The organism is Rhizorhabdus sp. GW822-FHT03C02 (assembly GCF_058801765.1).
This window is the reverse complement of the sequence record NZ_JBXANN010000019.1, coordinates 13,136-34,719: the sequence shown is the minus strand read 5'-3', so window position 1 is coordinate 34,719 and position 21,584 is coordinate 13,136. Positions and strand designations below refer to the sequence as shown.

16 protein-coding genes are annotated in these 21,584 nt (G+C 68.1%); 12 read left to right on the top strand and 4 right to left on the bottom strand.

Going from position 1 to position 21,584, the window contains the following annotated elements:
• Window positions 1–138: 138 nt before the first annotated feature.
• The 4 genes from AC1RM6_RS28565 (at window position 139) to AC1RM6_RS28550 (ending at window position 6,667) form a co-directional block, all read left to right on the top strand.
• A complete protein-coding gene (locus AC1RM6_RS28565; protein WP_493107719.1) occupies window positions 139–1,548 on the top strand; it encodes a pectate lyase family protein in 1,410 nt (469 codons plus the stop codon).
• Entirely contained in the window at window positions 1,545–1,943 is a 399-nt protein-coding gene (locus AC1RM6_RS28560) for a cupin domain-containing protein (RefSeq protein ID WP_493107717.1), read from the top strand. The genes AC1RM6_RS28565 and AC1RM6_RS28560 overlap by 4 nt, the downstream gene beginning before the upstream one ends.
• Before the next feature lie 289 nt (window positions 1,944–2,232).
• The gene (locus AC1RM6_RS28555) at window positions 2,233–4,746 is read left to right on the top strand and encodes a TonB-dependent receptor domain-containing protein (protein WP_493107715.1); all 2,514 of its coding nucleotides are present in this window, start codon (window positions 2,233–2,235) and stop codon (window positions 4,744–4,746) included.
• A 166-nt stretch (window positions 4,747–4,912) separates the two neighbouring features.
• Entirely contained in the window at window positions 4,913–6,667 is a 1,755-nt protein-coding gene (locus tag AC1RM6_RS28550; protein WP_493107713.1) for a methyl-accepting chemotaxis protein, read from the top strand.
• Between the two features lie 631 nt (window positions 6,668–7,298).
• Here AC1RM6_RS28550 and AC1RM6_RS28545 read toward each other — a convergent pair.
• Window positions 7,299–8,339: a DUF2332 domain-containing protein gene (locus tag AC1RM6_RS28545; protein ID WP_493107711.1), complete on the bottom strand. Its 1,041-nt coding sequence runs from the start codon at window positions 8,337–8,339 to the stop codon at window positions 7,299–7,301.
• Between the two features lie 596 nt (window positions 8,340–8,935).
• Here AC1RM6_RS28545 and AC1RM6_RS28540 point away from each other — a divergent pair.
• A complete protein-coding gene (locus tag AC1RM6_RS28540; RefSeq protein ID WP_493107709.1) occupies window positions 8,936–9,118 on the top strand; it encodes a hypothetical protein in 183 nt (60 codons plus the stop codon).
• 64 nt (window positions 9,119–9,182) lie between these two features.
• Here the strand turns inward: AC1RM6_RS28540 and AC1RM6_RS28535 are convergent, their stop codons facing one another.
• A complete protein-coding gene (locus tag AC1RM6_RS28535; RefSeq protein WP_493107707.1) occupies window positions 9,183–9,320 on the bottom strand; it encodes a hypothetical protein in 138 nt (45 codons plus the stop codon).
• 242 nt (window positions 9,321–9,562) lie between these two features.
• On the opposite strand from AC1RM6_RS28535, the gene AC1RM6_RS28530 reads away from it, so the two are divergent.
• On the top strand, window positions 9,563–11,149 hold the full coding sequence (locus AC1RM6_RS28530; RefSeq protein ID WP_493107704.1) for a serine hydrolase: 1,587 nt from the start codon (window positions 9,563–9,565) through the stop codon (window positions 11,147–11,149).
• 6 nt (window positions 11,150–11,155) lie between these two features.
• Here AC1RM6_RS28530 and AC1RM6_RS28525 read toward each other — a convergent pair whose 3' ends face one another.
• Both AC1RM6_RS28525 and AC1RM6_RS28520 read right to left on the bottom strand, forming a co-directional pair.
• On the bottom strand, window positions 11,156–12,151 hold the full coding sequence (locus AC1RM6_RS28525) for a serine hydrolase domain-containing protein (RefSeq protein ID WP_493107702.1): 996 nt from the start codon (window positions 12,149–12,151) through the stop codon (window positions 11,156–11,158).
• Between the two features lie 33 nt (window positions 12,152–12,184).
• Entirely contained in the window at window positions 12,185–13,009 is an 825-nt protein-coding gene (locus AC1RM6_RS28520) for a helix-turn-helix transcriptional regulator (protein ID WP_493107700.1), read from the bottom strand.
• 246 nt (window positions 13,010–13,255) lie between these two features.
• Here AC1RM6_RS28520 and AC1RM6_RS28515 point away from each other — a divergent pair, with 246 nt between their 5' ends.
• From AC1RM6_RS28515 to AC1RM6_RS28490, 6 genes are all read left to right on the top strand, one after another.
• A complete protein-coding gene (locus tag AC1RM6_RS28515; RefSeq protein ID WP_493107697.1) occupies window positions 13,256–15,055 on the top strand; it encodes an ABC transporter ATP-binding protein in 1,800 nt (599 codons plus the stop codon).
• Window positions 15,056–15,334: 279 nt separating this feature from the next.
• Complete coding sequence (locus AC1RM6_RS28510; RefSeq protein ID WP_493107695.1) at window positions 15,335–15,670, top strand: ArsR/SmtB family transcription factor; 336 nt, start codon at window positions 15,335–15,337, stop codon at window positions 15,668–15,670.
• On the top strand, window positions 15,663–16,157 hold the full coding sequence (locus AC1RM6_RS28505; RefSeq protein WP_493107693.1) for an SRPBCC family protein: 495 nt from the start codon (window positions 15,663–15,665) through the stop codon (window positions 16,155–16,157). The genes AC1RM6_RS28510 and AC1RM6_RS28505 overlap by 8 nt, the downstream gene beginning before the upstream one ends.
• Window positions 16,158–16,374: 217 nt before the next feature.
• Window positions 16,375–18,765, top strand: coding sequence for a DUF1592 domain-containing protein (locus AC1RM6_RS28500; protein ID WP_493107691.1), 2,391 nt, complete (start codon window positions 16,375–16,377; stop codon window positions 18,763–18,765).
• A 10-nt stretch (window positions 18,766–18,775) separates the two neighbouring features.
• Window positions 18,776–20,116 carry a DUF1552 domain-containing protein gene (locus tag AC1RM6_RS28495; protein ID WP_493107689.1) on the top strand — a complete coding sequence of 447 codons (1,341 nt, stop codon included), beginning with the start codon at window positions 18,776–18,778 and terminating at the stop codon, window positions 20,114–20,116.
• A gap of 115 nt (window positions 20,117–20,231) precedes the next feature.
• On the top strand, window positions 20,232–21,575 hold the full coding sequence (locus tag AC1RM6_RS28490; protein ID WP_493107687.1) for an ankyrin repeat domain-containing protein: 1,344 nt from the start codon (window positions 20,232–20,234) through the stop codon (window positions 21,573–21,575).
• Window positions 21,576–21,584 lie beyond the last annotated feature (9 nt).

The window sequence follows — 21,584 nt, the reverse complement described above, 5'->3', positions numbered from 1 at the left end:
TTCCTTTGACCGGCCTGGCATGCCGTCCATCCCGTTCGCGGTTCTGATCGCCGCGCTGGTTTTGGACACCGGTGTCACAACCTACTTGCAGCCGCTTTCGGGCGATGTCAAGAAGGTGTCGAGAGGAGCTTCCCCAGAATGAAAATGCCCCGCCCCCGCCCCCTGCTCGCCACGATCGCGCTCTCCGCGGGTCTGCTGGCCGCACCCGTCGCCGCCGCGAAACCGACACCCGCCACCGCCGCTCCGGCGGCGAAACTGGCTTTTCCCGGCGCCGTCGGCTGGGCCGCGACTACCCCTGGCGGACGCGGCGGCCGAATCATCAAGGTGACCAGTCTCGCCGCCGACGGCCCCGGCAGCTTCAAGGCCGCGATCGAGGCGAAGGGTCCGCGGATCATCGTGTTCGAGGTCGGCGGGGTGATCGACCTCGGCCGGACCACGCTCACCATCACCGAGCCTTATGTCACGATCGCCGGCCAGACCGCGCCATCGCCGGGGATCACCCTCATCCGCACCGGCATCGACATCAAGACCCATGACGTGATCATGCGGCACATCCGCGTACGCACCGGGGTCGACGGCCAGCCGCATCTGAGCGGCTGGGAGGCCGACGCGCTGTCGACCGTCGCCGGCGCGAACATCATCGTCGACCATTGCACCTTCGGCTGGGCGATCGACGAGAATATGTCGGCCTCGGGCCCGCGCTTCACCGGCGCGACCGTCGAGGAATGGCGCCGCAACACGTCGCACGACGTCACTTTCTCGTACAACCTCGCCGCCGAGGGGCTCGCCAATGCCAGCCACCCCAAGGGCGAGCACAGCAAGGGCTCGCTGATCCACGACAACGCCACCAACATCCTGATCTACCGCAACGTCTATGCGCATAATCTCGAGCGCAACCCGCTGCTCAAGGGCGGGGTCCATGCCGCGGTGGTCAACAACATCATCTATGATCCGGGCGAGCGCGCGATCCATTACAACCTGATGGCGCTCGAATGGGGCGAGCACCCCTATCAGGACGGCGAGCTTTCGGCGGTCGGCAACGTCCTGCGCGGCGGCGTCTCGACAGCAGTCGGCCTGCCTTTCCTCACCCTCGGCGGCGACGGCGACCTGCGCTACTTCGGCAAGGACAATATCGCGGTCGACAAGTTCGGCGCGCCGCTGCCGATGTTCGGCCGCTATGGCGAGACCCGCGCGAAGCTGATCGAGGAGAAGAGCGCCCCGACCTGGCCCGACGGACTCGACGTGCTGCCCTCGCGCGACGTCGAGACCCATGTGCTGTGGCGCGCCGGGGCGCGTCCCTGGGATCGCGATGCCGACGATCTGCGCGTGCTGTTCTTCGTCGCCGAGGGCCGCGGCGAGATCATCGACGACGAGAAGACCGTCGGCGGCTATCCGAAATTCGCCCCCACCCGCGCCCCGTTCGTCGCGGCCGACTGGGACCTCGACACGATGGAACCGAAATCGGGTCGTTATCCGGGCCAGAAGGACGAGATCGCCGAACATCTGTCCGATCGCGACAAGATGATGCGCCAAGGGGACAAGAAATGATCATCCAGCTCGCCCTCGCAGCCGCCGCCGCGGCGCCCGCCGCCCCGCCGATGGCGGTGATCGACGAGCGCACGGTGCTGCGCGACGAAGCGCCGCCGCATGGCAGGATCGGCATGAGCACCGCCTATCGGATCAGCGACGCGGTGCCGCAACCGCGCACGATGGAGTTCCGCAAGCGCATCCTCCATGTCGGCGCGGCGATCGGCCCGCATCCGATCGCGCATGACGAGGTCTATTATGTCCTCGACGGCGAGGGCGAGGTCACCTCCGACGGCGTCACCAGGAAGGTCGGCCCCGGCATGGCCGCCTATCTCTATACCGGTGCCGAGGTCGCGATCCGCCAGACCGGGACCGCGCCGCTCGCGCTGATCATCAGCTATCCGGTGGTGAAATAACCGCCGGCGATCACCGCGTGAAAAAGATGCGACACCTTCACTTCCGAATCACTTTCCTGCGGCCGAACCGGCTTTGCGAATCACCCATCGCCCAGGCGATCGACCGTGCAGTACTGATCGCAGTAATGCCATGATCAACGGCGGTTCATCTTTTCGATTAGCCTAATGTCGTCCCGCAAATCCCGAAAGATCGGCAGATAAGCGCCGATCGCGACCGCCGCATCGAGAATATATTAACTATTGCCGCGTAGCTCCGCCCCAACAGGAATATTTGAACCCAGGGGCACTAATGAAAATTTCGCATCTTCTGCTGACCGTTGCACCGCTTGCACTCGCCGCTCCGGCTCTGGCCGAAACGGCGCCTGCCGCGGCCGCCAAGGTCAAGGGCGCGCAAGTCAACGACACCGCGTCCGAAGCGGGCGATGCTGCGCCTGCGGCCAAGAAGGCTGCGGACAGCGACATGGTCACCACCGGCGTCGCGCGTGGGCGCGACCGCCTCGACAGCGCGACCTCGACGAGCTCGATCAAGGAAAGCGAGATCGAGAAGTTCGCGCCGCGCTCGCTCGGCGAGATCTTCCGCAACATTCCCGGCGTTCGCTCGCTGAGCCCCGGCGGCGAAGGCAATGCCAGCATCTCGATCCGCGGCCTGCCGCTGGCGCTGGGCGGCTCCAAGTTCCTTCAGCTTCAGGAAGACGGCCTGCCGGTTCTCGAATTCGGCGACATCGCCTTCGGTACCCCCGACGACTTCCTGCGCGCCGACCTCAACCTCGCCCAGGTCGAGGCGATCCGTGGCGGCTCGGCCTCGACCTTCGCTTCCAACTCGCCCGGCGGCGTGATCAACCTGATCTCGAAGACCGGCGACGTCGAAGGCGGATCGGTCCAGGCGACCACCGGCCTCGATTACGAGACCTACCGCCTCGACTTCGATTATGGCGCCAAGCTCAGCGATACGCTGCGCTTCCATTTCGGCGGCTTCTACCGTCAGGGCGAAGGTCCGCGTGCGGTCGGCTACGACGCGTACAAGGGCGGCCAGCTCAAGTTCAACATCACCAAGGACCTCGCCGGCGACGGCTATATCCGCGTCTACGGCAAATATCTCGATGATCGCACGCCCGCTTATCTGGCGGTCCCGGTCAAGGTCACCGGCACCAACGACGATCCGAAATATTCGAACGTGCCGGGTCTCGACGCCAGCAAGGACACGATGCTGTCGCGCTATTTCACCTCGAACGTGACCCTCGACCAGAACAACAATGTCGTCCGCGACGATATGACCGACGGCATGCACTCGATCGCCAAGTCGATCGGTGTCGAGACCGCGTTCGACGTGGCCGGCTGGTCGATCAGCGAGCGCTTCCGCTATTCGAAGAACTCGGGCGCGTTCCGGACCAACTTCGTTGCGAATGCCGCGCCAGCAGCGGCGCTCGCCACCGCGTTCGGCGGTCCCGGCGCGGTCCTCAGCTATGCCAGCGGTCCCAACAGCGGCCAGGTGATCGCGAACCCGTCGGCGCTGAACGGCAACGGCCTGCTCGCGATGACGATCGCCCAGGACACCAAGCTGAACAGCCTCGACAACGTCACCAACGATCTGCGCGCCAGCCGGGTCTGGGACATCGGCAACGGCAAGCTGACCACCACCGCGGGCTTCTACAAGGCGAGCCAGACGATCGACACCGCCTGGCAGTGGAATGTGGTGCTGCTCGACGTCAACGGCGGCGGCAATGCCGCGCTGGTCAACATCCGCACCGCCGGCGGCGTGCCGATCACCCAGGACGGCGTGCTGTCCTACGGCACCGCCGGGATCGGCGGCGTCCGCCGCTCGATCTACGACGTCAAATATAACGTCAACGCGCCTTATGGCTCGTTCAACTATCATGTCGGCAAGGTCGCGATCGGCGCCAGCATCCGCTATGATTATGGCTCGGCGAACGGCGAGCTGGTCGGTGCCGATCTCGGCGGCGGCCGGGTCAACACCGCGCCGTTCGACATCAATGGCGACGGCGTGATCTCGCCGACCGAGCAGCGCGTGTCGGTCTATCCGCTGACGCGGCCGGCGCCGGTCGACTATGACTATCATTATCTGTCCTACTCGACCGGCATCAACTATCACTTCGTCGAGCCCGCCTCGGTGTTCGCGCGCTACAGCCGCGGCGCCCGCGCCAATGCCGACCGGATCCTGTTCAGCAGCTATGTCAGCCCGGTCACCGGCGATCTGGCCAGCAAGGGCGACGGCTTCGACACCGTCAAGCAGGCCGAGATCGGCGGCAAGTTCCGCAAGGACGGGCTGACGCTCAACCTGACCGGCTTCTGGGCCAAGACCCGCGAGCATAATATCGGCCTCAACCGCAGCTATCGCGCGGTCGGCGCCGAGTTCGAGGGCGGCTACCGGGTCGGGATCTTCAGCCTGACCGCGGGGGCCACCTACACCGATGCCAAGATCGTCCGCGACGCGCTGACTCCGGCGCTCGAGGGCAATGTTCCCAAGGACCAGGCCAAGCTGATCTTCCAGGCGACCCCGCAGATCGAAACGGGCCGCTTCACGGTCGGCGCGAACTTCATCGGCACCACCAGCAGCTATGCGCAGGACACCAACCAGCTCAAGCTGCCCGGCTTCACCCAGGTCAACGCTTTCCTCCAGTTCCGCGCCACCGACCGGGTGCAGATTTCGCTGAACAGTAACAACCTGTTTAACACCAAAGGCTATATCGAGGCTGATCAGGGAGCGATTCCCGCGACCGGCATCGTGACGGCCAAGGCGATCAACGGCCGCACGATCTCCAGTTCGCTGAAGTTCGACTTCTAACTGTGCCGGTCCGGGCAACGCCTTCCAGGCTGCGTCCGGACCTTCTTCCCGATATCCTCCTGCGAAAGCCAGTCACATGTTCAAATCCCTGAACATCCCAAGGAAGCTGGGTCTGTCCTTCTTCGTGATTTGTGCCTCGGCCGCGGTCATGATGATGATTTTCTTCGTGACCATCACGATGATCCGGACCTCGACCGACCGCAACAATCTCAGCCAGTCGATCTACGCGAAGGCGCTTGCGCTCGACACGGCGGTCCTGCGCCAGAACAGCCAGCTCCGCGGCTATCTCGTCACGGCGGATCAAAGCTACCTCAAATCCTATTATGAGGGGCGCGACGAATATGACAGCACCTCGAAGGAACTCGAGGAACTGCTGCCCGACGCCGCCCGGCGCGATCTGGTGCTCAAGTCGCGCACCGAGACGCTCGCCTGGCGCAAGAACTGGGGCGACCGCCTGATCGAGCGGGTCAAGGCCGGCCAGCGCGAGGAAGCGCAGACCGAGGTCCGCGACGCCGGCAAGGCCGTGTTCGTCAGCGCCGCGGTGCTGCCGCTGCGCGACATTCGCGACGGCGAGACCAAGTTGATCGAGCAGAACAGCGAGAGCCAGCAAAAGTCGATCTCGACCGCGATCATGACCCTCGTCATCGGCGGCATCGCCCTGATCGGCGTCGCGATCACCCTCGCGCTGATGCTCGGCCGCATGATCGCGCGTCCGATCAGCGGGCTGACCAAGGCGATGGGCGACCTCGCCGCCGGCCAGAACAACATCGCCTTGCCCGATGCCGATCGCGCCGACGAGCTTGGCGACATGGCGCGTGCGGTGCTCGTGTTCCGCGACGCCGCGGTCGCCAAGTCGCATGCCGACACCGCGCAGGTCCATGTCGTCGAAGCCCTCGGCAACGGCCTCGAGGCGCTCGCCTCGGGCGACATGACCTACACGATCGATCAGCCGTTCGACGGCGACTATGACCGCCTGCGTCAGACCTTCAACCGCACCGTCGAAGGGCTCGAGCAGAGCCTGTCGCGGGTCGCCGGTTCGGCGCAGAGCGTCCACTCGGGCTCGACCAAGATCCGGTCGGCTTCGGAAGAATTGTCGCACCGCACCGAACAGCAGGCCGCCAGCCTCGAAGAAACCAACGCCGCGATGAACCAGGTCACCACCATGGTGGCCGAGACCGCCCGCAGCGCCAGCGAAGTGCGCGGCGCGATCGACGAAGCGCATCGTCATGCGACCGAAGGTGGTTCGGTGGTCAGCCAGGCGGTCAACGCGATGGACGCGATCGAGAAGAGCTCGCAGCACATCGAGGAGATCATCAACGTGATGGAGGGCATCGCCTTCCAGACCAACCTGCTCGCGCTCAACGCGGGGGTCGAGGCCGCCCGTGCCGGCGACGCCGGCAAGGGCTTCGCGGTGGTCGCCAACGAGGTGCGCGCGCTCGCCCAGCGGTCGGCCGATGCCGCCAAGGACATCAAGGGCCTGATCACCACCTCGAGCAAGCAGGTCAGCCATGGCGTCAGCCTGGTCGGCGACACCGGCAAGATGCTCGCGCGGATCGTCACCAAGATCGGCGAGGTCAACGGCCTGATCGCCAGCATCGCCCAGAGCACCGACGAGCAGGCGACCAACCTGCGCGAGGTCAATGGCGCGGTCGCCGACATGGACAAGATGACCCAGCACAATGCGGGCATGGTCGACGAAAGCACGGCGGCCTCGCGCAGCCTGGCCGCCGAAGCCGACGAGCTCGCCTCGCTGGTCGCCCGCTTCCAGCTCAAGCCCGGCCAGCAGTCGCGCCCGGTCGCGGCCCGCGCGCCCGTCCGCCACGCGACGCCGGCCCCGGCCGCTCGCCGCGCGGCTCCGGCCCCGCGCTCCTCGGGCAACCTCGCGGTCAAGATGGACGAGGACGACTGGTCCGAATTCTGATCGCATCGTGAAATCCGGCGCCTGGGCGTCTGGTCGGGGACATCCCTGGCCAGGCGCCCATTGCGTTTGGGGGGACGGTGGCTTGCAGGGGGCGGAGCAAGCGGCAAGCGGAGCGCTATCCAGCACGCCGCGCGAAGCCAGCGATCGCCATCAACCCAAGGGCCCTTGAAGCGAACGTAGCGCGTCAAGCCTCTCAGCCGTCCGTGTCGAGCGTAGTCGAGACACCCTGCGCGCGGGGTGTCTCGACTACGCTCGACACGAACGGAATGGGGATGTTTCGTCGAGTACAGGCGCCGCACGGGCCTCTCAACGCCGCGCAAGCCGCCCAAGGCCAAGCGCGTCCCGGCCCCGCGCTAAACGCGCGGCCATGCATGGCTGCTATGAAGGTGAGATTCGATCCGCACGATCGGCGAGGAGTCGCGAATGGGAACCGCAATATTCGACCGCTGCGACTTGTCGCGCGGATTGATCAGAGATGCGTAGCTGGCGCAGGCCGCTTGCCATTGGGCTCAGGCTGCGGCGAAAATGGTGGACTTCGAGACCCGGAGCGCAGCGTACTTCATGTACGTGAGCACCGGAAGCGAAGAAGGACGCCATTTGCAGCCCAGCATGAGCCCAATGGCAAGCGGCCTCAGCCGAACCAGCGGATCCAGTCGCCATACGGATGACAGGTCGCCAGATGGCGCGCCTCGCCGCTCGGCCAGCAGGTCAGCATCAGCCGCACCTCGCGGCGGTCGGGGGTCCATTCGAAGCTGATCCAGGCCAGCGGCCGGTCGCTCGACGCGCGTTCGCCGGCGCGGCGGATCATGTCCTCGACCGCGCGGCGGTCGATCGGCGCCAGATATTGCAGCACCATCGAGTGGAAGACCACCCGGCACACGCCTTCGCGCTGCGGCGCGTGCAGCTGCTCGGCGAGCCAGCTCACCGCATTGGCGCGATCGACCCGCGGTGGGTGGATCTGGGCGAGCGCGAGCGCCTCCTCGAGCCGCTGGGCACGGTCGCGCCGGTCGGCGAAGACGAACGACAGCAGCCGTTCGCGCGTCGGCGCGTCGGCAGGGTCGAGCGGGCTGAGGTCGACGCCGGTCGCGCCGACAACCTCGACCGGTGCCGCCGGCGGCGGACCGCCGGTCCAGCTCGGGGCGATATGGACCGGCGAATCGGCCACGCCCGCGGACACGCCGCCCAGATCGTAGCGATAGCGCGCCAGATTGAGATTGAGCCCGCAGCTCGATCCGAGCTCGAGCAGTTCGGCCGGGCAGCCGGTCGCGCGGCGCGCGACCATCAACGCGGCGACGATCGACGCCGCGCGCGCGACCTCGTTGGTCTGCGGCGGATCGCGCATCCAGGTCGCGACGAAGCCGTCCTCGGCCGCCAGCGCCCGGCCGATCGCGCCGTCGAAATCCTGATGTTCGCGCCGGTAGAGCGCGCTCAGCGCCGGCAGGCTGCCCTTGCGCGCCAGCGCATGGAGCGCGCCGTTGAAGCGCATCGCCAGCGCCGCCGCGGCCGGATTGCCCGGCCAGTCGGCGATCAGCGCGGCGGTGCGCGGCGCCTGGCGCAGCTGGCGCTGTCCCGCCTCGAGCACGTCCGCCACGAACGGCGATCCCAGCTCGCGCATGATCCCGGCCTGGCGCGAAAGTTCGGCGTGATTCGCGATCTTCGCCATCATGTTCATTGTTCGGCCATCCTCATGCGCGCCTTCGCTGTGTGCGCCCGCCAGCCGGTCTCCGTGCGTGCCGCGACCATCCTGCGATGGTGCGACCTGCCGCCCCTCGGCAGCCCATCGAGTCCGACACCGCGATCGCGGTGCAGGACATCATGGCTGTTCGTCGTTTCGACTCTCACGAGACCCCTGTTTCAGCGGGCCTCCGGCAATCCGGGGGCACCCCCTCGGGTAGGCGGACATCGTTAAGCTTGGGTAAAAATGAGAGGGCCGCAGCGATGGAATCGCGGCGTTTCCGCCATTTATGCCCCGCTTTGCGACAGGGCGATCGTCATATGCATCGCGAAAGGCCGCGACGATATGCCATGCGCATCATCCGTCCATTAGTGCACAATCGTTATCGAGTAGAGCAACCCATGAGCGAATCAGAATCGAATGATCGCTTTCGTTGCAGCGCAATATAATATCCCCGATATCGGATATATATGACGAACATTCCAATATATCGCCAATTGTGACCTATTGCAAAACGTCGCATTTGCCGTGGCAACTTAACTTACGCCCCATTAAACAGGATCGGAGTTTTCAAGACATTTATCGAGATAACAGTGATCACGATCGAAGGCGGAGGCGACGACGACTATTATCGCCGCCGCTATTATGAAGAGATCATCGCCGCCCGCCTCGCGGCCTCCGCGGAAGCACGCGCCAGCCACCTGAAGCTCGCCGATTTCTACCAGTCGAAGATCAGCGCCCTCACTGGCGAGCAGCTACAGCCCGGTCGCCCCTGAGAGTCGTTCGAAAAATGCGCGGAAGAGCGCATTTTTGTGGCGGCATGCGCCAAAGGCGCATCTCTCAACCGCGTGGCGGCACATGGTCGATATCGACCACCATCCCCCGCTCGTCATAATTTACCAGGAAACTCCCGCGGCGAATCGTCACCCGATCGCGGGTCCACCCCACCAGCCCGTCGTCCAGCCGCACCTTCGTCAAAACCGATCCACGATCCGAGAATATGTGGATTTCGCCGCCAATCTCTTCGGCGCGTCCGATCATCTGTCCAAACCCCATAACGTCACAGCCCCAATTGGTTACGCCCCCTTAACCACCCCGGCGCGACAGCACGTGTGACCCAGCGCACAACTGTAAAAAATCTTGAAAATCCGCCGATTTCGGCCGGCTGGCGATCATCGCGATCGGCGGCTATCCTGCTGCGCGAAGGGGAGGGCACGGCGATGCTAACGGGATTCACGCGGCGGCAGACGATGGTGGCGGGCCTCGCTTCGGCCCTGGTCGCCGCCCGACCGCTCGCCGCCGCGCAGCCCCGATCCGACGACGATGCCGTCGATGCGATCATCCACGCCTTCCTCGCCCGCTTCGACATCCCCGGGGTCGCGGTCGCGCTGGTCCGCCCCGGCCGGCCCGATCTGCTGCGCGGCTATGGCGTGCGCACCCTGCATGCGCCCGGCGCGGTCGACGCCGCGACCCTGTTCGGCATCGCCTCGAACAGCAAGGCGTTCACCGCCGCCTCGCTCGCGATCCTGGTCGACGAGGGACGGATCGGCTGGGACGAGCCGGTGGTGCGCTATCTGCCCGAATTCCGCATGTACGATCCCGCGGTCACCCAGATGATGACGGTGCGCGACCTGCTCGTCCACCGCTCGGGGCTCGGCCTCGGCCAGGGCGATCTGATGCTGTTTCCCGAGACCCGCCACAGCCGCGCCGATATCCTGCGCGGACTGCGCTATCTCAAGCCCGAGCGCGGTTTCCGCGCCGGCTATGCCTATGACAATGTCCTCTACATCGTCGCCGGGCTGCTGATCGAGCGGGTCGCCGGCGCCAGCTGGGAGGATTTCGTTTCGACCCGGCTGTTCGCGCCTTTGGGCATGCGCGGCGCGGTGCCGACCCGCTCGCGGGTGACGACCGCCAATATCGCCGGACGCCATGCCCGGCTCGGCCCGCCGCTGCGCGGGATGGGGCCGGTGAAGGTCGTCCCCGCCGACGATCAGGACAAGATGGCCGCCGCCGGCGGCATCAACGCCGGGGTCGCCGACATCGCCCCCTGGCTGCACGCCCAGCTGAACAAGGGGCTGCTCCCCGACGGCCGCCGGCTATGGAGCGCGGCCCAGGCGAAGGAGATGTGGACCCCGCAGATCATCACCGCCGATGGCGAGGGCCCCGCCCCCGACCGCCCCGATCGCCCGGTGATGGCGGGCTATGCGCTCGGCTGGAACGTCCAGGATTATCGCGGCCACCGGCTGCTCTACCATGGCGGCGCCCTGACCGGCCAGGTCACCCAGCAGGCGCTGCTCCCCGAGCTCGGCTGTGCGCTCGCGCTCTACACCAATATCGAGGAGCGGGTGCCGACCCTCGGTCTGCGTAACGCGCTGCTCGACCATCTCGTCGGCACCGCCGGCTTCGACTGGATCGCCGCCACCGCCAGGCGGGTCGACACGCTCAACGCCGATGCCCTCGCCCAGGTCGGCGCCACCGGCCCCACGCGCCCCGCCGGCGGCCCTTCGCTCGACCTCGCCGCTTATGCCGGCCGCTACCGTGATCCCTGGTATGGCGACATCCTCGTCACCCGCGCCGATGCCGGGCTCGCGATCGCGTTCGAGCCGACCCCGGCCTTCAAGGGACCGCTGCTCCCCTGGGGTCCCGACAGCTTCCGCACCCGCTTCCCCGACGGCGCCGGCGAGGATGCGGTGGTGCGGTTCGCGGTCGACAAGGGCGCGGTCGCCGGCGTGACGATGAAGCCGCTCTCGCCGCTCGCCGACTTCAGCTACGACTATCAGCATCTCGATTTCGTGCCGGTGCGCTGAGCTGAGCTACTGCGCGAGGATCGCCTTCAAAATATCCTCCGACCGCTTCTGCCCATAGCCGCGGCCATAGGCACTCGACTGGATCGCGACCACCATGTGGCGCGCGGGCACGATATAGATCTTGTTGCCGCCATTGCCCGACGCGAACGACACCCGCACCGGCTTTCCGCCAATATCCTGGGTCTTGGCGTACCAGAAATAGCCGTAGAAATCGGCATAGCGGTCCCCCTCTCCGATCGGTACGATCGATGCCAGCGACCGGTCGATCCACCCCCGGCTGACGACCCGCCGACCGCGATAGACCCCGCCCGCGCGCACCATCTCGCCGATCGCGGCGAAGTCGCGCAGCCGCAACGACAGATTGCCCTGCCCCTTGGTGTAGCCGCCGGCATCGCTCGCCCATTTCCAGCTCGTGATCCCCAGCGGCGCGAACAGATGGGCCTTGGCGAAATCAGCCATCGTCTCGCCCGACGCCTTCGCGACCAGCATTCCCGCGACCGAGGCGGTGACCGAATTATAGCGATAGCGCGTCCCCGGCGGGTCGGCGCGCGGCACCCCCAGGATGAACGCCTGCGGATCGGCCGCCTCGTCGAGCTTGTCCTCCTGCCCCGGCGACGCCGGATCCGCGTCATAGGCCGCCAGCCCCGACCGCATCGTCAGCACATCGGCGATCGCGACATCGCCGATCGCGCTGCCCTTGGCCGCGGGCCAATAGCGCCCGACGGGGTCGTCGACCCGCTTGATCCCGCCGCGGTCGATCGCGATCCCGACCAGCAGCGAGGTGATGCTCTTGCCTGCCGAGCGGACATCGTGGAGCGTGTCGGCGGTGGCGCCGCCATAATAGCGCTCGGCGACGGTCTTGCCGTCGCGCAGCACGATCACCCCTTTCAGGTCGCCATGCGGGTCCGTGTCCCAGCCCGCGAGCAGCGCGTCGAGCCCGGCCTCCGCCCGCGCCGCCCCTGCGACCAGTGCGAGCACCGCCAGTCCGATCCTGTACGCCATTTCGTCCTCCGCATAGTGCCGATGGCGGGGCTGCTAGCCCGGCGCGAATCCGCCGTCTTGTATCCGCGCAACATCGCCCCGTCCGCGGAACTTGGCTGGCGTCGTTCCCAGCCGGCGCTGGAAGCTGCGGGTCAGATGCGCCTGGTCGACATAGCCCGCCGCGCACGCCGCGTCCGCCAGCGACGCGACCCCGCCGCCGACCAGCGCCGCCGCGCGCTCGAGCCGCCGCCCGCGCAGATATTCGCCCGGCGCGCAGCCCAGATAGCGGCGGAACACCCGCGCCAGATGGACCGGATGGACCTCGGCGTCGGCGGCCACCGCCGCGATCGACAGGTCGGGCTCGTCGCTCGCGAAGATCATCTCGACCGCACGCCGCAGCCAGCCCGGCGGATCGGCCGCGCGCACGCTCTCGTCCGACGACGGCCGCACGACCGCGGCATGGAGCTGCAACGCCCGCCCGGCCAGCGACAGCCCGCTCGCCGCGTGGAGATCGCCGACGATGCTGCGCGCGGTCCACAGCGCATAGGGATCGCGCAGGCAGGTCGCCGCCCCTTCCTCGCCCGCCATCCCGCCCGACACCGCCAGGAAGCGCCCGCGCCCGCCATGAAAGCGGTCGCGATGCTCGGTCCCGGGCGGGTTGTGGATCAGGATCGGGGTCGCCGACACGATCGGCGCGCCGGCCGCCAACGACATATAGCCGCCCGACAGCACCAGCACGAAATGCGCTTCCGCATGGACATGCTGCTCGACCTCCTCCTCGGGCGCGTCGGCGGCGAGGTGGTGGAAGCTGAAGCGGTCGGCCTCGCGCCATGGCGGCCCCTCGCCCCAGAAATCGGTTCGCGCGCGCTGCAATGCCATGCCGCATGATGCCCCGTGCCGCGCCGTTCGTGGAAGACAAAAAGGACGGACTCGCGCCAGATCGCGACTTCTGCTATCGAACCGCGACGCAGCGAACCAGGGAGGGCATAGATGACGGCATCCGGCAAACGCCTTCCCCGTGTTCGGGGATATCGCCGACCCTGATCGGCCCGCGACCCACCGGTCGCCTTTTTCGTCCCACCTGACATTCCCAACAGAGGTGCACGCGCCCGCGTGCAGCACGACATGACCGAACCGACGGCCCGCAGCGGTCCGAGCGCGATGCGTCTCGTTCTCGCCTTCACCTTCCACCATTGGCGGCGGCGGCTGCCGCTCGTCCTCGGCATCGGCGCCGCGATCTCGCTGGCGACCGTCACCGAGATCTTCGTGCCGCTCTATGCCGGCCGGCTGATCGACGCGCTCGGGCAGGGGGTCGCCGGCCGCCCGGCCGCGCTCGCCGCCTTCGTCGCGATGGCCGCGCTCGGCCTGACGATGGTCGTCCTGCGCCACTTCGCCTGGTGGGGGGTGGTGCCGCTCACCCTCGGCATCATGCGCGACGTCGCCGCCGATGCCTTCCACCGTGTCCAGCGGCTCTCGACCGACTGGCACGCCAACAGCTTCACCGGCTCGGTGGTCCGCAAGATCACCCGTGGCATGTGGGCGCTCGACACGCTCGACGACGTCATCATCCTCGCGCTGCTGCCGTCGGTGGTGGTGCTGGTCGGCACGATGCTGATGCTCGCCGCGCATTGGCCGGTGATGGGACTGGTGATGGCCCTCGGCTCGCTCGCTTATGTCGCGCTGACCGTCGCGCTCGCCACCCGCGTCATCGCCCCCGCCTCGCGGCTGTCGAACCAGTGGGACACCAAGATCGGCGGCGTCCTCGCCGACGCGATCGGCACCAACGCGGTGGTCAAGGCGTTCGCGTCCGAATCGCGCGAGGATGCGCGGCTGCGCGCGGTCGTCGGCAAATGGAGCCGGCGGACCGCGCGCACCTGGATGCGCCACACCTATAGCGGCACCGGCCAGCTCGCCTTGCTCTGGCTGGTGCGGACCCTCGTCACCGCCACCGCGCTCGCGCTCTGGTGGCAGGGCCGCGCCACCGCCGGCGACCTCACTTATGTCCTGACCACCTATCTCGTCGTCCATGGCTATCTGCGCGACGTCGGCCAGCATGTGCACCATCTCCAGCGCGCGGTGAACGAGATGGAGGATCTCGTCCGCCTCCACCACGAACCGTTCGGCATCGCCGACCGCGCCGACGCCGCCCCGATCCGGATCGAGGCGGGCGCGATCCGCTTCGACCATGTCGCCTTCCGCTATGGCGGCCAGACCAACCCCTTGTTCACCGATCTCGACCTCGTGATCCCGGCTGGCCAGCGGGTCGGGCTGGTCGGCCGCTCGGGCTCGGGCAAGACCAGCTTCGTCAAGCTCGTCCAGCGGCTCTACGACGTCAGCGGCGGCCGGGTGCTGATCGACGGCCAGGACATCGCCCACGCCGCCCAGATATCGCTGCGGCGGCAGATCGCGATCGTCCCGCAGGAACCGATCCTGTTCCACCGCAGCCTGGCGGAGAATATCGCTTATGCCCGCCCCGACGCGACCCAGGCCGAGATCGAGGCGGCGGCCAGGCTCGCCAACGCGCACGACTTCATCGCGGCGCTGCCGCGCGGCTACCGCACCCTGGTCGGCGAGCGCGGGGTCAAGCTGTCGGGCGGCGAGCGCCAGCGGGTCGCGCTCGCCCGCGCCTTCCTCGCCGACGCGCCGATCCTGATCCTCGACGAGGCGACCTCGAGCCTCGACGCCGAATCGGAGGCGCTGATCCAGCAGGCGATGGCGCGGCTGCTGGTCGGCCGCACCGCGATCGTCATCGCCCACCGGCTGTCGACCGTCCGCGCGCTCGACCGCATTCTCGTCTTCGATCGCGGCGCGATCGTCGAGGATGGCGATCACGCTTCGCTGCTGGCCCGCGAGGGCGGCCGCTACCGCGCGCTGTTCGAACGGCAATCGGGGATCATCGACCAACCGGCCGAGATCGTGAGTTAAGGCATGATGATTTAAATTCTTAAGCCCCTCCCCTTCAGGAGTTTGGCGGCAGCCCTGTCCCCCGGACAGGACAAAGAGCTGCCAAACTGGGTTGGGGTGGGGTGCGACTGAAGCGGCTCGACGCCGCTGAAGGCGCCCTTGGTGCGGGCGTAGACGCTCGCTTCGCTCGCGACCCACCCCAACCCCTCCCTTGAAAGGGAGGGGCTAATATTGGGCAGGCGCAAAACCATCATGCTCAAAGGTCGCGGATTGACGACATATGCATGAATATGCATATACATGTTCATGCAACTCGACGCCTTCCAGACCCTGTCCGATCCGACCCGCCGCCGCATGGTCGAGGCGCTCGCCCGCGGCGAACGCCAGGTCAACGATCTGGTCGACGAGATCGGCATCCACCAGTCGGGGGTGTCGCGCCATCTGCGGATCCTCCACGAGGCCGGGTTCGTCGCGATGCGCCCCGACGGCCAGCGCCGGCTCTATTCGCTGAAGCCCGACCCGTTCCGCGAACTCGACGCCTGGCTCGCGCAATATCGCACACTCTGGGAAGCGCGGCTCGACCGGTTCGGCGCCGCGCTCGAGGCCCGCCAGCAAGGAAGGACCGACCATGACTGACCCCATCGAATCGCGCCTCGTCGTCGAGCGGACCTACCGGGCCGACCTCGCCGATCTCTGGGCGCTGTGGACCACCAGGGACGGTTTCGAATCCTGGTGGGGCCCCCAGGACTTCCGCGCCGACGTCCACCGGATCGAAGCGCGCCTGGGCGGCGCGCTCCATTACGACATGGTCGCCGACACCCCCGCGGCGATCGCGGCGATGAACGATATGGGCGCTCCGCTGTCGCAACCCTGCCGCGGCCGCTTCGCCGAATATGAGCCCCACCGGCGGCTGCTGCTCGTCCAGACGATCGACTTCCTCCCCGGCGTCGCTCCCTATGACAGCCGGATCGCGGTCGATTTCCTGCCCCAGCCCGACGGCCGGGTCCGGATGATCGTCACCCTCGGCCAGATGCACGACCTCGCCACCACCGGCATGCAGCTCGAAGGCTTCACCAGCCAGCTCTCCAAACTCGACACCCGCTATGGCTGGCAGCCTGCCTAATGCGGGGGCACCATATCTAATTCGGCCGCCCGAAGCCGCCCGCCACCCCAAAGTGTTCGCATTTTGCGTCGCCCCTGCCCACTTCACGGCAATGGACGGGCACGCTGCCGGCCGATAGGCTCGCGCCAACGACAATAAAATTTCGCGGAGAGGTTCGACCAGGGGGATCGGACTCGGTGCAGTGACTCGGCGTTTTCTTCGCAGCAGCGCGCTCGCGTTGAGCGCGGCCGTCGCCCTCCTCTCGGTCGGCGCCCGCTCGCAACAGGACAGCCCGCAACTCCCGCCGGCCGCCCGTCCCGCCTCGGCCAACGGCCCGCCCGCCTTGCTCGACCAATATTGTTCGCGCTGCCACAATGACGACGACAAGGTCGCCAACCTGTCGATCGACGATCTGCGCGGCGCCGACCTGCTGATCGGCGAGCATGCCGACGCGTGGGAGAAGATCCTGCGCCGCACCAGCCAGGGCGAGATGCCGCCACTCAACAAGCCGCAGCCCGATCCGGCGATGCGCGCGGCGTTCGTCCAGTGGCTCCAGGGCTCGCTCGACGCCTATGCCGCCGCCCATCCCGATCCCGGCCGCGCGACGATCCGCCGGCTCAACCGGGTCGAATATGCCAATGCGGTGCGCGACCTGCTCGCGCTCGACGTCGATGTCGCGCGCGAGCTGCCGCAGGACAATTCGGGCTATGGCTTCGACAATATCGCCGACGTGCTCAGCGTCTCGCCGACGCTGATGGACCGCTATGTCGCGGTCGCCGGCAAGATCGGCCGGATGGCGACCGGACTCACCTCGCCGCGCGCCTTCACCACCTCGTTCGAGCTGCCCAAGGACGGCTCGGTGATGAACAGCGGCCGCCCCGCCTATAATGAGCGCGCCTCCGACGAGCTGCCGCTCGGCTCGCGCGGCGGCGGCGCGGTGCCCTTCTACGCCCGCTACGACGCGACCTACGAGGTCGCCGCCTTCCTCAACGCCAACACCAACAACGAGACCGACCGGCTCAAGGAGGATCGCGTCGCGATCCGGGTGCCGCTCAAGGCCGGCTCGCACCGGATCGGCCTGTCCTTCCGCCGCCGGCTCGCCCCCGACGAGAGCGTCCAGACTCTGCGCAACGATCTCGACAAGGTGCCGGTGCCGACCGCGGCCCCGGTGATGCTGCCGCTCGACCTGTCGGTCGACGGGGTGCGGGTGCGGACGATCGAGGTCCCGTCCTACCGGATGTCGCCGCGCTATTCGCAGGCCAATTTCCCGCGCGACGTCCTCCAGATCGACATCAGCGGCCCGTTCGCCCCGCGCGGCGCTGGCAACACCCCCAGCCGCGACCGCATCTTCCTGTGCCGGCCGGCGCGCGCCTCGGCCGAGGCCGACTGCGCCCGCCGCATCGTCGCCACCCTCGCGCGGCGCGCCTATCGCCGCCCGGTCGGCGACGCCGATCTCGCCCCGCTGATGCGGGTCTACGCCGCCGAGCGCGCCGCCTCCGATTTCGACCATGGCGTCGAGGCCGCGGTCGAGGCGATCCTGGTCTCGCCGCATTTCCTGTTCCTCGTCGAACAGGACCCGGCGGGCGCGGCCCCCGGCAGCGTCCACCGCGTCTCCGATCTCGAACTCGCTTCGCGCCTGTCCTTCTTCCTGTGGAGCAGCATCCCCGACGAAGCGCTGCTCGCCGCCGCCGAGAAGGGCGATCTGGGCAACCGCGCCGGGCTCGAGGCGCAGGTCGGCCGCATGCTCGCCGATCCGCGCGCCGACGCGCTGACCCGCAACTTCGCCGGCCAGTGGCTCTATCTGCGCAATCTCGACCAGCAGCGCCCCGACATCGCGGTCTTCCCGAAATTCGACACCCGCCTGCGCCTGGCGATGGCGCAGGAGACCGAGATGTTCTTCGGCCATGTCCTGCGCAGCAATCGCAGCGTGCTCGATTTCATCGCCGCCGATTATACCTTCCTCAACCAGCGGCTCGCCGAACATTATGGCATCGCCGGGGTCAGCGGCACCGCCTTCCGCCAGGTCGCGCTCGACCCCGCGTCGCACCGCGGCGGCCTGCTCGGCCAGGCGAGCATCCTCACCGTCACCTCCTATGGCAACCACACCTCGGTGGTGAAGCGCGGCAAGTGGATCCTCGACAATATGCTCGCCGCGCCGCCGCCGCCCCCGCCGCCCGACGTCCCCGCGCTGCAGGACCATCATGACGGCCGGCTGCTCACCGCGCGCGAGCAGCTCGAACTCCACCGCACCAACGCGGTCTGTGCCGCCTGCCACGTCAAGATGGACCCGCTAGGCTTCTCTCTCGAGAATTTCGACGCGATCGGCGGCTTCCGCCGCACCGATGCCGGCCAGCCGATCGACGTCTCTGCGACGATGCCCGACGGGATGAAGTTCGCCGGCCTCTCCGGGCTCCAGGCGGTGCTGATGGCGCGCAAGGACGAATTCACCGCCGCCTTCACCGAACGGCTGCTGACCTATGCGCTCGCCCGCGGCGTCGGCGCGCGCGACATGCCCGCGGTCCGCACCATCACCCGCGCCGCGGCCGCCGACGGCTACCGCATCCAGACGATCGTCCGCGGCATCGCCACCAGCGATCCCTTCACCCTGCGAAAGACGCCCCCGAAATGAGGCCGGCCCGATGAGGATTTTGCGCAAGCCCCTGAGCCGTCGGACGATGCTGCGCGGCGTCGGCACGACAATGGCCCTGCCCTTTCTCGAAGCGATGATGCCCGCCGCGCACGCCGCCGATCTCGCCGCCCGGCCCAAGCGCCTCCAGATCTTCTACTCGCCCAACGGCATGATGATGGACGGCTTCCTGCCCGCGACCCGCGGCAAGGGCTTCGCGCTGCCGCCGACGCTCGAACCGCTCGCCCCGCACCGCGCGGCGATCAGCGTGATCAGCGGCCTCGGCCATCCGATGGCGGCGGCGATGGGCGACCGCCCCGCCGGCCATGGCCGCTCGTGCCCGGCCTTCCTCACCGGCACCCATGTCCGCCAGACCGAGGGCACCGACATTCGCTGCGGCATCTCGGTCGACCAGGTCTATGCCCGCCATCTCGGCGACGCGACCATGCTTAGCTCGCTCGAACTCGGCATCGACCAGGCGAGCCTGCTCGGCAGCTGCGACATCGGCTATAGCTGCGCCTACACCAACGGCATCTCGTGGCGGAACCCGACCGTGCCGCTGCCGGTCACCGCCAATCCGCGCGACGTGTTCGAACGGCTGTTCGGCGACGGCGACGCGCTCGACGCCGCCAGCCGCCAGGCTCAGCTCCGCCGCCAGTCGAGCATCCTCGATTTCGTGATGGCCGACACCGCGCGCCTGTCGGACCAGCTCGGCGCCGGTGACCGCCACAAGCTCGACGAATATCTCGAGGCGACCCGCGACATCGAAAAGCGCATCCAGAAGGCCGCGACCTCGACCGCGGGCCCGCAGGCGGCCGGCCTCGAACGCCCCGCCGGCATCCCCGACTCGTTCGACGAGCATGTCCGGATGATGATCGACCTCCAGGTCCTGGCGATGCAGGCCGACATCACCCGCATCGGCAGCTTCATGATCGGCCGCGAGCTCAGCAACCGCACCTATCCCGAGATCGGCGTCCCCGATTCGCACCATATGCTCAGCCACCATGGCAATAACCCGGAGAAGATCGCCAAGCTCGGGCGGATCAACCGCCACCATATGGACTATTTCGCGTATTATCTGCGTCGGATGGGCGAGGTGAAGGACGGCGAGGGCTCGCTGCTCGACCGCACTTTGGTGCTGCGCGGCTCGGCGTTCGGCGACCCCAACGAGCATGACCATATGAACCTGCCGGTGATCGTCGCCGGCGGCCTCGTCCCCGGCGACCGCCACATCGCGGTGCCCAAGGGCACGACCATGTCCAACCTCCTCCTCGCCGCGCTCCATGTCCTCGACGTGCCCGACACGGCGTTCGGCGACAGCACGGGTCCGCTCAAGGAACTCACCGATGCCTAGGCGGGCAAACACACACCCGGACGCCGCCCCACACGTCATCCCGGCGGAGGCCGGGATCTCAGTCGGCAAGCGCGCGCGATATCCGCACGAGATCCCGGCCTCCGCCGGGATGACGATGAAGGGACTGGCCCTTACCCTCCTCCTCACCACCCCAGCCCACGCCACCTCCGACGCCCTCCCTCGCGCGATCCGCGCCAACGACGTCGCCGCCGTCCAGGCCGCGCTCGACCGCCGCGAAGACCCCAACCAGCGGCTCGCCTTCGGCGCGACTCCGCTCGGCTGGGCGGTCGACACCCAGAATCCCGATCTCGTCGCCGCGCTGCTCGCCGGCGGCGCCAGACCCAGCGTCGCCGATATCGACGGGGTCACCCCGCTCGCGCTCGCCTGCGAACTCGGCGATCCCGCGATCGTGACGAAGCTGCTCGACGCCCATGCCGATGTCCGCGCCGCCCGCCCCGACGGCACCACCACGCTTATGGTCTGCGCGCGCTTCGGCCCCGCCGATGCGGTGGCGCGCATGCTCGCCGCCGGCGCCGCCGCCGACCGTCCCGACAGCCGCGGCCAGACCCCGCTGATGTGGGCGGCCGCCGCCGGTCGGGTCGAGGCGATCGCCCTGTTGCTCAAGGCCGGCGCCGACCCCAATCGCGTGACGAAGGCCGGCTTCACCCCGTTGTTCTTCGCGATCAAGAGCGGCGCCGCCCCCGCGGTCGCCGCCCTGCTCGCCGCCGGCGCGCGCAGCGACTATCGCGGTCCCGAAAACACCAGCGCCGCCCAGCTCGCGCTCTACCAGCATGCTTATGCCGCCGCCGCCCTGATCGTCGAACGCGGCGCCGACCTCGCCGAGCGCGACCGCACCGGCCAACAATTGCTCCACGCCGCCGCCGAGGGCGGCGATACCGCGCTCGTCGCGCTGCTGCTCGCAAAGGGCGCCGATCCCAATGCGCTCACCGGCCCGTCACGGATCCACTGGGTGACCGAGGCCAATTTCGGCATGCCGCCGCCACCGGTGCCGCCGACCCCGCCCTTGCTGCTCGCCGCCGCGGCCGGCCATGCCGGGGTGATGAAGCTGCTGCTCGCCGCCGGCGCCGATCCGCGTTTCGTCGCCGAGGACGGCACCAACATCGTCCTCGCCGCCGCCCGCGGCGGCAGCGCCGCGGCGCTCGAGGCGGCGCTCGCGATCGCCCCCGACGCCAATGTCGCCAATGCCCGCGGGCTGACCGCGCTCCACCTCCTCGTCGGCGGCGGGGTCACCCCCGAACTCGGCGCGATGCTGCGCCTGCTCGCCGCGCATGGCGCCCGCCCCGACATCAAGAGCAAGCGCGGCGTCACCGCCGCCGCGATGGCCGCCGACGGCCTGACCGAGGTCAGGACGATCTTCCTCGAGGTCTTTCCCGCCGGCGAACCGCTCAAGCTCACCGCGGCCGATCCCGGCCGCCGCTCGTCCCCAAAACAGCCATAAGAGACCCAA

Bases quoted from the DNA above. Each gene is read 5' to 3' on its own strand.
- AC1RM6_RS28565 (WP_493107719.1), top strand. From the start codon at position 139: ATGAAAATGCCCCGCCCCCGCCCCCTGCTCGCCACGATCGCGCTCTCC.
- AC1RM6_RS28560 (WP_493107717.1), top strand. From the start codon at position 1,545: ATGATCATCCAGCTCGCCCTCGCAGCCGCCGCCGCGGCGCCCGCCGCC.
- AC1RM6_RS28555 (WP_493107715.1), top strand. From the start codon at position 2,233: ATGAAAATTTCGCATCTTCTGCTGACCGTTGCACCGCTTGCACTCGCC.
- AC1RM6_RS28545 (WP_493107711.1), bottom strand. From the start codon at position 8,339: ATGAACATGATGGCGAAGATCGCGAATCACGCCGAACTTTCGCGCCAG.
- AC1RM6_RS28530 (WP_493107704.1), top strand. From the start codon at position 9,563: ATGCTAACGGGATTCACGCGGCGGCAGACGATGGTGGCGGGCCTCGCT.
- AC1RM6_RS28525 (WP_493107702.1), bottom strand. From the start codon at position 12,151: ATGGCGTACAGGATCGGACTGGCGGTGCTCGCACTGGTCGCAGGGGCG.
- AC1RM6_RS28520 (WP_493107700.1), bottom strand. From the start codon at position 13,009: ATGGCATTGCAGCGCGCGCGAACCGATTTCTGGGGCGAGGGGCCGCCA.
- AC1RM6_RS28515 (WP_493107697.1), top strand. From the start codon at position 13,256: ATGACCGAACCGACGGCCCGCAGCGGTCCGAGCGCGATGCGTCTCGTT.
- AC1RM6_RS28510 (WP_493107695.1), top strand. From the start codon at position 15,335: ATGTTCATGCAACTCGACGCCTTCCAGACCCTGTCCGATCCGACCCGC.
- AC1RM6_RS28505 (WP_493107693.1), top strand. From the start codon at position 15,663: ATGACTGACCCCATCGAATCGCGCCTCGTCGTCGAGCGGACCTACCGG.
- AC1RM6_RS28495 (WP_493107689.1), top strand. From the start codon at position 18,776: ATGAGGATTTTGCGCAAGCCCCTGAGCCGTCGGACGATGCTGCGCGGC.
- AC1RM6_RS28490 (WP_493107687.1), top strand. From the start codon at position 20,232: ATGAAGGGACTGGCCCTTACCCTCCTCCTCACCACCCCAGCCCACGCC.